Source organism: Paenibacillus methanolicus (assembly GCF_008124765.1).
Lineage (GTDB): Bacteria > Bacillota > Bacilli > Paenibacillales > Paenibacillaceae > Paenibacillus_Z > Paenibacillus_Z methanolicus.
Genome location: NZ_VNHS01000004.1, coordinates 350,229 through 363,511, shown reverse-complemented (window position 1 = coordinate 363,511; position 13,283 = coordinate 350,229). Strand labels below are relative to the sequence as shown.

The following is a 13,283-nucleotide window of genomic DNA, read 5'->3' as shown; positions in this document are numbered from 1 at the left end:
GCCACTAGCGTGGGCGGTCGCGCACGAACGAAACCACGAAATCGCTGCATCGCAGCCTGCGGGAATGCCCGGGCGCATATAAAAACCCCCGCGTCTTCGCAAAGACGCGGGGGTTCGGCGAACAGCTAACCTATAGATAAGGGGCGATGGCCATGACGTGCCGGTCGATGCCGCCGTAATCCCGAATAATGCGAATCTCGGACCAGGCGCCAAGGCCGCGAAGCAGATCCGCGACCGCCTCCGCCTGCCCCATCCCGAGCTCGAAGGCGACGATACGCGGCAGCGCGGCCAGCTTGGGCAGCTGCTCCACGATCGCGCGGTACGGATTCAATCCGTCCTCGCCGCCATCGAGCGCCAGGCGCGGCTCGTAATCGCGCACTTCCGTCTGGAGGTCCTCGATATCCCGCGCCGGAATGTACGGCGGGTTCGAGACGAGGACGTCGATCCGCAGGCCGGCGAGCCCGTCGCCGCCGTCCGCGACCGCCTCTCCCTCGCGCCGCGCCAGGAACGGCGCGAGCAGGTCGCCCTGCGCGAAGCGCAGGCGCGCCGCCGCGCCGTGGCGCGCCGCGTTCGCGCGGGCGACGCCGAGCGCGTCCGGCGACAGGTCGGACGCGACCACCCGCCACGCCGGGCGCAGCGCCGCCAGCGTCACGGCGATCGCGCCGCTGCCGGTGCCGACGTCCAGCACCGTCGGCACCGCCGGCGAACCGGCCCCGTCTGGCGCAGACTCCGCCGCGGCGTCCGCGCCAGACGGGACCGCGCCTTCCGAGCCCAACAGCATCGGCGCGGCTTGCCCATCAGATGCCTGGCCGGTCCCGGCATCAACCCCCGCCGCTCCCGGCCAGAGCCGATCGACGGCCTCCAGCACCGCCTCGACGAGCAGCTCCGTCTCCGGGCGCGGAATGAGCACCGCCGGCGTCACCGCGTACGGCAAGCCGTAGAACCATTGCTCGCCGACGATATACTGCAGCGGTTCGCCCTCCGCCTTGCGCGCCACCAGCGCCTGCCAAGCTTCGGCGCGCTCCGGCGGCAGCGGCTCGCCCCAATCCATCAACAGCCGGGCGCGGTCCGCGCCGAGCAGATGCATCATGAGCCGCTCAGCGTTCTCGCGCGGCTCACCGATGCCCTGCTCCGCCAGCAGCCGCACGGCCTGTACGATCCGCGCGCCGATCGTTTCATTCGGGGCGCTTCCTCCGCCATAACCCGTCATCCCCGTAGACGTCATGTCCACCTCACATCCTTCCGCCTTTCGGCTATCTTTGACCACCTGTCCGCGATCCATCGGGCAAAGGACGGCGATCCGACGATCGCTCCTGCACGCGCCCGCCGCTATAAAGGGATGAGGACTCCAAAGGCGCTTGGCCCGGCCTCGCCCTTCCCTCCGTCCGCGCCACGCATAACAAAAGCTGCCGCCCTTGCGGGACGGCAGCTTTCCGTTGAACGATTACGCGAGGTTTTCTTTCTCCAGCAACTCCGTCTGCGCAGTCAGCGTCAGCGCGTTGATGACTTCGTCCAAGTCGCCGTTCATGACCGAGTCGAGCTTGTGGAGCGTCAGCCCGATGCGGTGATCGGTAACGCGGCTCTGCGGGAAGTTGTACGTGCGGATCCGCTCGCTGCGGTCGCCCGTGCCGACTTTGCTCTTGCGCTCGCCCGCGTATTTCGCCTCTTCCTCTTGGCGGCGGATATCAGAGATACGCGCGCGCAGCACTTGCAGCGCCTTCGCCTTATTCTCGTTCTGCGATTTGCCGTCCTGGCACGTCGCCATGATGCCCGTCGGCACGTGAAGCACGCGAACCGCGGACTTCGTCGTGTTGACGGACTGGCCGCCGGCGCCGCTCGAGCAGAACGTGTCGATCCGAATGTCCTTATCGAGGATTTCGATTTCCACTTCCTCCACTTCCGGCATAACCGCAACCGTAGAAGTCGAAGTATGGATACGGCCGCCCGATTCCGTCACCGGAATCCGCTGCACGCGGTGCGCGCCGCTTTCGAATTTGAGCTTGCTGTACGCGCCCTTGCCGGCCACCATGAAGATAACTTCCTTAAAGCCGCCCAGGTCGCTCTCGCTGAACTCCATCAGCTCGACGCGCCAGCCTTGCGTATCCGCATATTTGGAATACATCCGGTACAGCTCGTAAGCGAACAATGCCGCTTCGTCGCCGCCCGCCGCTCCGCGGATCTCGACGATGACGTTCTTGTCGTCGTTCGGATCCTTCGGCAGCATCAGCACGCGGATATGCTCCTCGAGCTCGTCTTTGCGCTCGGACAGCTCGTCGATCTCCATCTTCACCATCTCGCGCATCTCGTCGTCCAGCTTCTCGCCCTGCATCGCTTTGGCGTCGGTCAACTGCTCGAGAACCTGCTTGTATTCCGTGTACGCCTCGTACGAAGCCTGCAGATCGGACTGCTCCTTCGAGAAATCGCGCAGACGTTTCGGATCGCTCGCTATATTGGGATCGCACAACAGCTCGCTTAATTTCTCGTACCGGTCGGCGACTGCTTGCAAACGGTCTAACACGTGCATTCACCCCTGAATCGTATAATTTCGTTAGTGTCGTATCTATATAGTATAACATAACGCAGCCCGCGCCATAAATGTGCGAATTCTGGGCGATCGCGCCCGTCCGCACACACGCCGAAAGGACCCGGCTTCCCGGGTCCTTCCTTTCGAGGCGTTCGCGCTACACGTTGAAACGGAAGTGCATGACGTCGCCGTCCTGCACGACATACTCCTTGCCTTCGAGGCGCAGCTGGCCTTTCTCCTTCGCCGCGTTCATGGAACCGGCCGCCACGAGATCATCGTACGCCACGACTTCGGCACGGATGAAGCCGCGCTCGAAATCGGTGTGGATAACGCCCGCCGCCTGCGGCGCCTTCATGCCTTGACGGATCGTCCATGCGCGCACTTCCTGCACGCCGGCCGTGAAGTACGTGTACAGGCCGAGCAGCTTGTAAGCCGCGCGGATGAGGCGGTTCAGACCGGACTCTTCCAGGCCGAGCTCCTCGAGGAACATCGCTTTGTCTTCGCCTTCGAGCTCCGCGATCTCCGACTCGACTTTGGCGCTGATCGGCACGACTTCCGCGCCTTCGGTTGCCGCGTATTCGCGTACGAGCTTCACGTACGGGTTGTCGTCGGCATTCGCCGCCTCGCTCTCGCTCACGTTCGCCGCGTACAGGATCGGCTTCATCGTCAGGAGGTGCAGCTCGCGCACGAGCTGCTTCTCGTCGTCGGTCAGCTCTACGCTGCGCGCCGGCTGGTCGTTGTACAGCGCTTCTTTAATCCGCTCGAGCACTTCGACCTCTTGCGCGTATTTCTTGTCGCCGCCCTTCAAGTTCTTGCGGCTGCGCTCGATACGCTTCTCCACCGACTCCACGTCGGCGAGAATCAGCTCGAGGTTAATCGTCTCGATATCCGAGATCGGGTCGACTTTGCCCGACACGTGGGTAATGTTCTCGTCTTGGAAGCAGCGTACGACTTGCACGATCGCGTCGACTTCGCGGATGTGAGCAAGGAATTTGTTGCCCAAGCCTTCGCCTTTGCTCGCGCCTTTCACGATGCCGGCGATATCGATAAATTCGAACGCCGTCGGCACGGTGCGGTTCGGCACGACCATCTCGGTCAGTTTGTCCAGCCGCGGATCCGGCACCTCGACGACGCCGACGTTCGGATCGATCGTGCAGAACGGATAGTTCGCGGACTCCGCGCCCGCCTGCGTAATTGCGTTAAACAACGTGGATTTGCCGACGTTCGGCAATCCGACGATACCTGCTTTCAAACCCATTATATAGACACCTCAGCTCACGAAATACAGTTCTTTGGACATTATACCCGAAGCGGACAGCGATGGAAAGGCAAGCGGGCTCCGGGCAAGCGCCGTCCGTATGTCGGGAAGACGCGCCGGGCATACTAACGCGGCCAAGATTACGGGAGGTGAGAGCATGGAGAATAAGACGCATGCGGGCAACTACAAAGGCACGACGAACATGACCGCCAAGAACCAGGACATGGCGTTCGTGAACGACACGATCGAAGATGCCAAGTCCGTGACGAACTTCCAGACGACGAAGAACAAAACCGATAAATAACGACCGCCGCTTCAGGCAGCCGCCATTCAGGCCAAAAACCTCCACTCCCGTATGCGTACGAGGCGTGGAGGTTTTTCGCATTATGTTTCCCGCAACTCCGAGCCCTTACACCCAGGCATCCTTCGCGTAGCCCCGCTCTTCCCAGTAGCCGGTATGGTCCGTGTCGATCAGCTCGATGCGGTTCAGCCACTTGACCGATTTGTACGCGTACATTTTCGGCACGATCAGCCGCACCGGTCCGCCGAGATCGCTCGAAATCGGCTTGCCGTCGTGCAGCACCGCCACCATGACGTCGTCCATCGCGGCCTGCTCGAGCGTGAGCGAATCCGTATACACGCCGTCGCCGGAGTACAGCTTGACTGTGCGGGCGGAGGCTCGGACGCCAGCCATGCGGAGCAATTCCTTCAGCGGTATGCCCTCCCACGTATTGGCATAGACCGACCACCCCGTCACGCAGTGAAAATCGCTCACCTGCACCGTCCGCTTCAGCGCAACGAACTGCTCCCAATTCCAGGCGAGCGGCTTCTCGACCAACCCGTCGATCGCAAGCCGCCAGGTCGCGTTATCGAAGGAAGGGATCGGCGTCACCGTGTAGACCCGGAAGCTGCCCTTGCTTCCGCCTCCGATCGGCGTGATCGAATCGGGGAGCGGCTGCGGCGCCGGCGTCAGCCGGTTCGCGTCCTTGCGGATCAGCTCCTCCGTATTGGCGGCGCCCGAGCCGAGGATGCCGCCCGCCCAGCGGAGGAACGAAGGACCGAGCGTCACCGCGAGACCGGCGCCGATCGCCGTCCGAATGAACGCCCGCCGCGTCATGATCGACTGCGGCCCCGCGGCGGGATGCAATCCCGCGTTCGCCGGACCGCCGCCGTCTATTCGGACCGTACGACGATGCGGTTCCTTCAACCACTTCGTGCGCGTGATCGAATGATAGATGATGTACGGCAATCCGACCCACGTTAGCAAATCGTGCGTCGCGAGCGCCGCGTTCGACCAGAACGGACCGACGAGGCGGAATTGCCATAGCGCTAAACCCGAAATCAGCCATCCGAGCAGCAGCGCCAGCACGATGACGACGTTCGCCTTCTGGGCGAATTTGCCTCGCAGCTGTTTCCAGTGCTTGCCCGCCAGCAGCAGGTAGTAAAGCACCGGCGCGAGCGACGCGATGCCCGCCCCGATGTGGAGCCATCGCACCCACACGCGCCCTTCGCCCAGCACGCCGCGCCAGAAGCCGCCGAACAGCACCAATCCGCTCAGCGCAAGCAGCACGACGAGCCAGCCGTTCCAGGCATGCAGCCGCGCAAGCTTGCGCCCGTACCCTTTCCGAATCTCCGCGAGCCAATTCCCCACTTTAGCCTCCGCCTCCTCTAACCGCCATTACCTCTATTATATATAAATAGACGCGGACAGAAGCGAATCGGATCGCCAAACCGAGGTGATCGCATAAAAATTGTCCGGTCCTAGGAGCGACGGAAGAGGGAGCGACGCGGTCTTCGTACGTCGAGGGTGGCTGCGAATGGCTAGTCGCCCGGAGCCTAATACGATGCCGAGAATCCCGATATGGCGAGCGTCTCGAACGTGCCGGCACTAATATTCGCTATCCGAACACGCCGCGCCGCCCAGGATGTTCCGTCAAGAACGCCAAAAAGCCGGGCTCGCCGCCCGGCCTCCTCGATTCTGCGCCATCGTCGCCTCGCGGCTACAACTGCGGCTCCTGGCCCCACTCGATCCAGTCCTCGCGCGTCGGGCCGTACAGATCGGGCACGCGCAGGCCCGCCTGCCGCATCAGCACCGTCATTTGGCCGCGGTGGTGCACCTCGTGCATGATGACGATGTGGAGCGTCAAGCCGTTCTGCCACTGATCGCCGTACATGTCGACCGTCTCCTGCAGCTTCGCGTCGTTCCATTGTTCTTTGATCGCGGCCAGCAGCGCCGCGCTCGTCTCGCGATAGGCATCGGCGATCGCCTTCGCCGATGCCGGCGCCTTCTCCTCGTGACAGGACGCCGGGAATTCCAGTCCCGTGCGGGTGAGCATCTCGTGAGGCGTCGACGCGATATGCCAGGCCAATTGGCCGAGCGTACGGTGCTGCGGCGCGACCGCCTGGCTCAGCGACGCGTCGGTCAGCGCGTCCATGACCCGCTGCGTCGCTTTCGATTCGTGAATCCAGCCGGCCTCGAAGGCTGTGATCGATGTAAACATAAGGAAATTCCTCCTTGCTATTGTCCGTAGTTGCGACGGCCATCCCGCCTGCACGTCAACAGCATACCCAACTTCAACTGACAACAGTATGGCAGCGTTTCGAACTCGTCCACGCGAATTTTGATATTCCGCGCGCCAGCCAGGCCCCTCGGCTGCATCCCTGTTCGCTCCGATCGGTTCCCGCCGCCGGTCTCACGCGTCCGCCTGCGGCACCGCCAGCTTGGACTCCCGCTCGTACAGCGACACGATCGCCCGAGCCCGGGCCGCGAGTTCGCGAGCCACATGTTCCGGCTCCAGCACCTGCACGTCCGTCCCGCACGCCAGCAGCATGCCGTACAGCCAAGGCTCTTCCGGCTGCGTCGCGGCGACGAGCAGCGTGCCTTCGGGCTCGACCGTGATTTGGCCAGGCTCGTAATAATCCATCACTGTCGCCTTGGCTCTCGGCTGGTAGCGAAGCAGCAGGTTGACATGCGCCTCGGCCTCGCCGCCCGTTCCGATCCGGTCGTACGTAATCTCCGCCGGGACCGAGTCGCGGCGTTCGAAGCGCTGCTCGAGCGCCGCCAGCCGTTCGATCCGGCTCAGCCGGAAGATGCGATAGTCCTGCCGCAGCCGGCAGTAGCCGTACAAATACCACGAGTACCCTTTCAGCACGACGCCGAGCGGTTCGCAGACGCGCTCCGATTCTTCGCCGCGCCCGCTCGTGTAGACGAATCGGATGACCCGCGTCTCCCGAATCGCGTCTTTCAGCCGCGCGAGCAGCTCCTTCACCGCGGCGCCGCCCTGCCACGGGTTCATATCGATGACGACCTGCTCGCTCATCAGACCGGCGGACCCGCGCTCCGACTTGGCCACGAGCGCTCCGACCTTGTCCAGCAGCGCCGGGATATCCTGCTCCGCCATCGAGGAGCGGATGCCCCGAAGCGCGATGATGATCGACTGCAGCTCCTCCATCGACAGGAACTGGCGATCGAGCCGGTACTGGTCCATGATTTCGTAGCCGCCCGACGCCCCCGCATACGAGACGACCGGGATCCCGGCCTGATTGATCGTCTCCAAGTCCCGGTAGACCGTGCGCAGCGACACCTCGAACCGATCCGACAGCTCCTTGGCGCTCACTCTGCGGCGGTTCAGCAGCAGCATCGTGATGGCCAGCAGACGGTCCAGCTTCATGCCCGCTTCCTCCTTCGCGTTACTTATCTGCCCTGACCTTACCAAAGCCGGGCGCGAAGGGCAAGACTTGACGAAACGGAAGATCGAAGTTTGCCAGTAGCCCGGACGCAAAAAAGCACGATTGCGGCACGAGGCCGCAATCGTGCTTGACCGAGCTTGTTAGAAAGGCATGCCTAGGCCGTATTCCGGCACTCCCTTAGGCAGTCCTTCGGACGCTTCGTTCCCGGCCTCAAACCGGCTTGCGCATGAAATACGCCCAGCCTGCCGTCAGGAACACGACGAAGCTGCCCAAGATCACGCCGAACAGCGTCGTCGCCGACAAATTGATCGCCGCCATGCCGTGACCCTCCATCGGGATCATCGCCAGCAGCGGCTGCGCCCACGGATAGTAAGGTCCGTACGTCGAGGAATTCATGACGAGCAAATTCGGCATCGTCAGCACGACGTTGACCGCCAGCGGCGCGGCGAAACTCGGCAGCGCCGTCGAGACGCCGAGCTGCAGCGCGGCGAGCGGCAGGCACGCCACCCAGCCGCCGCCGACCGAGCGAAGAATCGCGAGCCACGGCACCGGCCCCTGGAAGCCGAGCGCGGCGCCGACGCCGAGCAGCGCCGCCAGGAAGAGCAGCTGCGTCAGCAGCAACAAGAACATGACGTACATATACTTGACCGCGAACAGCTGCGTGCGCGACACCGGCAGCGCCAACAGCTGTTTCCAGCCCCCGCCCGCGTGCTCGAAGCGGCACAGCAGCGCCGCGAACACGCCGGTGAGCAGCGGCAGGAACAGCATCGCGTGCAGCGCGGCCATCAAGGCAAGCGCCGACATCCACTCCGCCCCTTCGCCATCCGTCCCTCTCGTGCCGGCATAGCCGACGACGCCGGCGAGCAGCGGACTCGCCGCCGCCACGATCCAGATGACCGTCCGTCTGAGCTTCATCCATTCCGATCGTACCAATCGCAGCATGCTAACTCACGTCCTTTCGGGCGAATTGCGCCATCCCGGCGAGCAATAGCACGACGCCGAGCGCCGCGCCGGCTAGGACGGAGTAGAGCGGCTCGCCGGCACCGTTGAGCAGGTGCGGCCATTTGTAGGGCACCCAATCGTCGAAGCGCGAGCCGAACATCGCCACGATCATCCCGATGATGCCGACCGTCAGCGGCACCGCCTGGTTCGCCAGCGTCACGCTAAGCCACACCTGCAGCACCATGAAGGGCAGGGCGGCGAAGAACGGGTAATACAACGTTTGCAGCAGGTCCCCGTACGGAATATCGCCCAGATCGAACCCGAGCGTCGCCCCGAGCGCGATGGTCATAACGGCGAGCAGCGTGCTCGAGACGAACAACAGCAGGACGTTCAACAGCGCCTTCGCCGCGAACACGGCGGTCTTCGGCACCGGCAGCGCGAGCGTCTGCTTCCATGCGTTCGTCTGATGCTCGATGCCCGCCGCCATCGAGGCCAGAATCGCCAGCCCGATGAACAGCGTCGGCAGCGTGAGGGCGCTCACGTCGCGAATCAGCCCGCCCCACGGATCGTCTTGGTACAGATTCATGAGATAGTCGTAGCGAAGGCCGTAGTTCAGCCCCTGCAGCCCCGCCACGCCGAGCGGGCCGAGCACCGCGAGGAACCAGAGCATTTTGCCGCGAATCTTCAGGAACTCCGCGGAGAGGATGCGCGCGAGCATCAGAGGCTCCCCTCCCCGCCGGTCATCTCCAGGAAGATGCGCTCGAGCGACGCGTTCTCCTCTTCCACCCGGTACACCGCGAAGTCATGCTCCACGAGCTTCGCCACCATCGCCGCCACCGCGCGGTCGTCGCCGCCTTCGGCGCTCAGCCGGCTGCGGTCCCAGTCGGCGTGATAACCGCTGGCCAGCAGCAGCTTCCAAGCGGCCTCCGGCTCGCTGACGCTGAAGCGAATGCGAGCCTGCGACCGCTGGCGAAGCGCGCCGATCTCGTCCTGAAAGATCATCCGCCCCTTCGCGATAATGCCGACGCGGCTCGCCATCTGGTCGATCTCGGACAGCAGGTGGCTGGAGACGAGAATGGTGACGCCGTGCGCCTGCGGCATGCTTTTGATCAGCTCGCGTATCTCGAGAATGCCCGCCGGGTCCAGGCCGTTCGTCGGCTCGTCCAGAATGAGCAGATCCGGCTGTCCGAGCAGCGCGGACGCGATCCCCAGCCGCTGCTTCATGCCGAGCGAGTAGCCTTTCACCGCCCGCCGCGCTTCCTTCGTCAGCCGGACGATCGCGAGCACCTCGTCGATCCGCTGCCGCGGCACGTCCAGGATGCGGCGGAGCGCCTCCAAGTTATCGTAAGCGGTCATATGTCCGTAATAAGAAGGGTATTCCACCAGCGAGCCGACCTTGCGCAGGATGGCCATCCGTTCCCGCTTCAGTTCCTTGCCGAATATATGCACGCTTCCTTGCGTCGGCTTGGCCAAGCCGAGCAGCATGCGGATCGTCGTCGTCTTGCCCGCGCCGTTCGGCCCCAGGAAGCCGTAAATATCGCCCTGCCGGATGCGTAGGCTGACGTCGTTCACGACGGCTTTGCCGCCCAGCTTCTTGGTCAGCCCGTTCGTTTGCAATATCCATTCGTTCATGTTCTTCACCTCGCTACCTAGCATAGCGAAGCCAGGTTAAAAGAACATGCCCGCTCCGTTTAAGCTTCGTTTAAAAAATGGGGCGCGATCGCGATGCGCGTGCCGGTCTCGCCGGTGCGCACCTCGCCGCGCAGCCCCATCTCCTTCAGCATCAGCGCGGCGATGGACAGCCCGAGACCCGCCCCTCGCTCCGGCGAGCTGCCGCTCATCCCCGGCCCGCGATCCTCGATGACGATGCGGCCCCCGGCATCCGGATGCAGCGCGAACCGGACGTAACGCCCGCTCCCGGCATGGCGCAGCGCATTCTGGCAGTAATTATCGAGCACGCGCCCGAGCCACTGCGGGTCAATCTCCCAATTGACGGCTTCTTCCGGCAGCTCCAGGTCGATCTCGAAGCCCGCCTGTTCGAATACCGGGTACCAGCCGATGAAGAAGGTGCGCGCCAGCCGCGCGATATCGACCCGCTCCGGACGGTATGGATATTTGCCCGCCGACAGCAGGGAATACGAGAACAGGTTCTCGATCAGCTGGCCGAGGTAACCGGTCTTGCTCTCGATCAACGCGACGGACTCCGCGCCGCGTTCGCTTAAGCGTTCGCCCCGCAAGCTGTACGCGTGTCCGCGAATGGCCGTCAGCGGCGTGCGGAGGTCATGCGACAGCTTCGCGATGAGCTCGCGCCGCAGCGCGTCCTCCTCCGCCTCGCGGGCGCGGCTTGCCGCCAGCTTCACGACCATGTCGTTGAACGCCTGCTCCAGCCGGCCGATCTCGTCCCGATTCAGCACGGCGACCTGCGCGGGAATGCCGCCCTCCGCGGACGGATCCGTCATGGCCGCTTGCAGCCGCACGAGCCGTCTGCGGATGCGGTAGAAGAAGAGCAGCGAGATAAAGAGGAACACCGCCAGAATGAGCATGGAGCCGCCGAGCACGACCGAAATGCCGAGCCAAGCCGACCCATACCGCGACGCGGCTCCGCTCGGGTTCATTGCGCTTCGCGGCAGCTCGAAGCCGATGAAGCCTTGCGCCTGATCGTCCCCGACGAACGCGATGATCGTGAACGGGTCGCCGTAGAAGCGTTCCTTCATGAACGCGACCGTGTAGGCGGTCGTCCAGACCGCCGGCCGCTTCGGATCCTCGGGAAGCTGAAACCCGGTCCGCCCCTGCGCGTCGACGCGGAACACCGCCGCTTTGGGGTAACGCGTCTGAATCGCGCGCAAGCTGGCGGCGATGGTTGGCTCGCTTGCGTCTTCGAGCTTCGCCGCCTCCTGGTGCCACATTTTCTCCAGCGTCGCGGCGTCCCGGTAGCGGTCGTCCGTCACGCCGAGCGACTCCCGCCACTGGAGCGGCATGTAGGTCAGCAGCGAGACGATCGGCAGGATCATGGGCAGGAGCACCATCGCGCACAGGATGATGAGCACGTACTTGGAGAGCAGCGAATCTTTGAGCTTGAAGAAGCGAAAGACCTTCATCGCTTCACCCGGTAGCCCAAGCCGCGGATCGTCTCTAGAATCGTCGGCGCCCCGGGATCGAGCTCGATTTTCTCCCGCAGGTAGCGGATGTGAACCATCACTGTTTTGTCACCTTCGATGTACGGTTCGCCCCAGACCGCCTCGTAAATCTGCTCCTTCGTGACAATCTGGTTCGGGTGCTTGAGGAAGTACAACAGGATTTGAAGCTGTTTGGCGGTCAGCGCGATTTCCTCCCCGCTGCGGGTATCGACCACCGACGGTTGCGCGGGATCGATCGCGAGGTGGCCGATGCGGATGTCCCGTTCCTCGTCCCGCCCGAAGCGGCGCAAGAGCACTTCGAGCCGGGCGGCCAGCTCGTCCGGATGGAACGGCTTGGTCAAATAATCGTCGGCGAACTGCAGCCCCTGCAGCTTATCGTCGACCGAGCTGCGCGCGGACAGCATCAGAATCGGCACGTCCGGCGCTTCACGCTTCAGCCGCTGCCCCACCGTGAAGCCGTCCAGGCCCGGCAGCATGACGTCGAGCACGACGATATCCGCCTCGCGCACCCGCTCCGCCGCGCCTTCGCCCGAGGTGAGCCACGCCACCTGATAGCCGCGCGACTCCAAATCCCCTTTTGTCCATCGTCCGATTTCAGGATCGTCTTCTATATAAAGCACGCTTCGCATGTTGCGGATCACCAGCTTTTCGTAAGAGTAGGAAGTAGAAGGAAGTCCCGGCCCGCCGGGTCAGCCTTATCGTGCCCTCATCATAGAAAATCGCCAGACAGATGGGAAGTTAAATTTCGTTTAAAAATGGCGGAGGCTGCGGGGTGAAACGCATGAAGTCTCGACGTTCGCCCTCTCCCCACGCCCTGGCTTCGCCGCGTCCTGCACCCGTTAACGCTCTACACGTCACTATCGCTCGCCCGCCGACGCCCCAAGCATCCGTTAGCGCTCTGCAAAACATTATCACTCGCCCACCGCCTTCAAATAAACGTGCAGCGCAGCGCCACGCCTGAGCACGCCAAAAAGCCGCATCACCCGTGGTGACGCGGCTCTCCTCCGCCGATTAAATCCGCAGCTTCGTGCCGCTCGTCCGCTGGTCCAGCATCGCCTGCAGCACGGTGCCGATATGCGCGCCGGCTTCGACGGGCGGCGTGCCCCGCTTGTGGATGTTGGAAATGACGTTGCGATCGGACTCCAAGGCGCCCAGCCTGGGGTTGTAGCCCATATACGCGCTCATCGAATCCGCCGACGCCAAGCCGGGCCGTTCGCCGATCAGCAGCACCATGACCTCCGGCCACAGCAGCTCGCCGATCGCGTCCATGCACGCCACCCGTCCGTTGCGCACGTAGAAAGTCGTGCCCCACGTCAGGCCGAGCACGCGCAGCGAATCGAGCAAAGCCGGGTAAATATCGCGAATATTCGCTTCGATCGCCTGCGCGCTCAAGCCGCCGGAGACGACGATCTGCACCTGCGGCCGCATCGCGCAGCGGCTGCGTAGCACAGCTTCAGCCTCTGCCGTAAGCTTACGCCCGAGATCCGGCCGCTTCAGGTAAGTCTCCTTGTCGCCGCTTGACGTATCGACCGCGAACCAGCCCATATCCGCCAACAGCTCATCCGGCACTTCGCTATACACCGCGTCCACGGCCGCCGCGTGATCAAGCCTCAGCTTGAGCAGCTCCGCCGTCGTGGGCCGGCTGCCCGCGCGGCCTACGCCGATCCGCGCCGGCGTCGAACGCTGCAGCCGGCGCAGCAGCTCGGCGGATTTCGGTTGCCAAGTCATGGCC

The 13,283-nt window shown here is 63.7% G+C and carries 13 protein-coding genes; 1 reads left to right on the top strand and 12 read right to left on the bottom strand.

From position 1 onward, the window contains the following. Window positions 1-130 precede the first annotated feature (130 nt). From BCM02_RS35970 to ychF, 3 genes are all read right to left on the bottom strand, one after another. Window positions 131-1,225, bottom strand: coding sequence for a N5-glutamine methyltransferase family protein (locus BCM02_RS35970; protein ID WP_246183356.1), 1,095 nt, complete (start codon window positions 1,223-1,225; stop codon window positions 131-133). A 219-nt stretch (window positions 1,226-1,444) separates the two neighbouring features. After that, the gene (gene prfA / locus BCM02_RS13115; protein ID WP_148929544.1) at window positions 1,445-2,518 is read right to left on the bottom strand and encodes a peptide chain release factor 1; all 1,074 of its coding nucleotides are present in this window, start codon (window positions 2,516-2,518) and stop codon (window positions 1,445-1,447) included. A 163-nt stretch (window positions 2,519-2,681) separates the two neighbouring features. Next, on the bottom strand, window positions 2,682-3,782 hold the full coding sequence (gene ychF, locus BCM02_RS13110; RefSeq protein WP_148929543.1) for a redox-regulated ATPase YchF: 1,101 nt from the start codon (window positions 3,780-3,782) through the stop codon (window positions 2,682-2,684). Window positions 3,783-3,939: 157 nt separating this feature from the next. Between ychF and BCM02_RS35260 the strand changes: the two genes are divergently transcribed. Further along, the gene (locus BCM02_RS35260) at window positions 3,940-4,086 is read left to right on the top strand and encodes a hypothetical protein (protein WP_187434190.1); all 147 of its coding nucleotides are present in this window, start codon (window positions 3,940-3,942) and stop codon (window positions 4,084-4,086) included. 105 nt (window positions 4,087-4,191) lie between these two features. On the opposite strand, the gene BCM02_RS13105 is transcribed toward BCM02_RS35260, so the two are convergent. The 9 genes from BCM02_RS13105 to eutC all read right to left on the bottom strand — a co-directional run bounded on the left by BCM02_RS13105 (window position 4,192) and on the right by eutC (window position 13,279). Then, a complete protein-coding gene (locus BCM02_RS13105; protein ID WP_148929542.1) occupies window positions 4,192-5,433 on the bottom strand; it encodes a molybdopterin-dependent oxidoreductase in 1,242 nt (413 codons plus the stop codon). Window positions 5,434-5,782: 349 nt separating this feature from the next. Then, window positions 5,783-6,283: a DinB family protein gene (locus BCM02_RS13100; RefSeq protein ID WP_148929541.1), complete on the bottom strand. Its 501-nt coding sequence runs from the start codon at window positions 6,281-6,283 to the stop codon at window positions 5,783-5,785. Between the two features lie 192 nt (window positions 6,284-6,475). Then, a complete protein-coding gene (locus tag BCM02_RS13095) occupies window positions 6,476-7,453 on the bottom strand; it encodes a helix-turn-helix transcriptional regulator (protein WP_148929540.1) in 978 nt (325 codons plus the stop codon). A gap of 229 nt (window positions 7,454-7,682) precedes the next feature. Further along, the gene (locus BCM02_RS13090) at window positions 7,683-8,414 is read right to left on the bottom strand and encodes an ABC transporter permease (protein WP_148929539.1); all 732 of its coding nucleotides are present in this window, start codon (window positions 8,412-8,414) and stop codon (window positions 7,683-7,685) included. 1 nt (window position 8,415) lies between these two features. After that, window positions 8,416-9,132, bottom strand: a complete 717-nt coding sequence (locus tag BCM02_RS13085) for an ABC transporter permease (RefSeq protein ID WP_148929538.1) — start codon at window positions 9,130-9,132, stop codon at window positions 8,416-8,418. Continuing rightward, entirely contained in the window at window positions 9,132-10,046 is a 915-nt protein-coding gene (locus BCM02_RS13080; protein ID WP_148929537.1) for an ABC transporter ATP-binding protein, read from the bottom strand. Before BCM02_RS13080 ends, BCM02_RS13085 begins: the two co-directional genes overlap by 1 nt. A gap of 59 nt (window positions 10,047-10,105) precedes the next feature. Then, window positions 10,106-11,512 carry a sensor histidine kinase gene (locus BCM02_RS13075; RefSeq protein ID WP_148929536.1) on the bottom strand — a complete coding sequence of 469 codons (1,407 nt, stop codon included), beginning with the start codon at window positions 11,510-11,512 and terminating at the stop codon, window positions 10,106-10,108. Next, window positions 11,509-12,180: a response regulator transcription factor gene (locus tag BCM02_RS13070; protein ID WP_148929535.1), complete on the bottom strand. Its 672-nt coding sequence runs from the start codon at window positions 12,178-12,180 to the stop codon at window positions 11,509-11,511. Before BCM02_RS13070 ends, BCM02_RS13075 begins: the two co-directional genes overlap by 4 nt. Window positions 12,181-12,562: 382 nt before the next feature. Beyond that, window positions 12,563-13,279: an ethanolamine ammonia-lyase subunit EutC gene (eutC, locus tag BCM02_RS13065; protein ID WP_148929534.1), complete on the bottom strand. Its 717-nt coding sequence runs from the start codon at window positions 13,277-13,279 to the stop codon at window positions 12,563-12,565. Window positions 13,280-13,283 lie beyond the last annotated feature (4 nt).

What these genes read in the sequence shown, in the direction of transcription:
- BCM02_RS35970 (WP_246183356.1), bottom strand. Translation starts at nt 1,225, where the DNA reads ATGACGTCTACGGGGATGACGGGTTATGGCGGAGGAAGCGCCCCGAAT.
- ychF (WP_148929543.1), bottom strand. Translation starts at nt 3,782, where the DNA reads ATGGGTTTGAAAGCAGGTATCGTCGGATTGCCGAACGTCGGCAAATCC.
- BCM02_RS35260 (WP_187434190.1), top strand. Translation starts at nt 3,940, where the DNA reads ATGGAGAATAAGACGCATGCGGGCAACTACAAAGGCACGACGAACATG.
- BCM02_RS13100 (WP_148929541.1), bottom strand. Translation starts at nt 6,283, where the DNA reads ATGTTTACATCGATCACAGCCTTCGAGGCCGGCTGGATTCACGAATCG.
- BCM02_RS13095 (WP_148929540.1), bottom strand. Translation starts at nt 7,453, where the DNA reads ATGAAGCTGGACCGTCTGCTGGCCATCACGATGCTGCTGCTGAACCGC.
- BCM02_RS13090 (WP_148929539.1), bottom strand. Translation starts at nt 8,414, where the DNA reads ATGCTGCGATTGGTACGATCGGAATGGATGAAGCTCAGACGGACGGTC.
- BCM02_RS13085 (WP_148929538.1), bottom strand. Translation starts at nt 9,132, where the DNA reads ATGCTCGCGCGCATCCTCTCCGCGGAGTTCCTGAAGATTCGCGGCAAA.
- BCM02_RS13080 (WP_148929537.1), bottom strand. Translation starts at nt 10,046, where the DNA reads ATGAACGAATGGATATTGCAAACGAACGGGCTGACCAAGAAGCTGGGC.
- BCM02_RS13075 (WP_148929536.1), bottom strand. Translation starts at nt 11,512, where the DNA reads ATGAAGGTCTTTCGCTTCTTCAAGCTCAAAGATTCGCTGCTCTCCAAG.
- BCM02_RS13070 (WP_148929535.1), bottom strand. Translation starts at nt 12,180, where the DNA reads ATGCGAAGCGTGCTTTATATAGAAGACGATCCTGAAATCGGACGATGG.
- eutC (WP_148929534.1), bottom strand. Translation starts at nt 13,279, where the DNA reads ATGACTTGGCAACCGAAATCCGCCGAGCTGCTGCGCCGGCTGCAGCGT.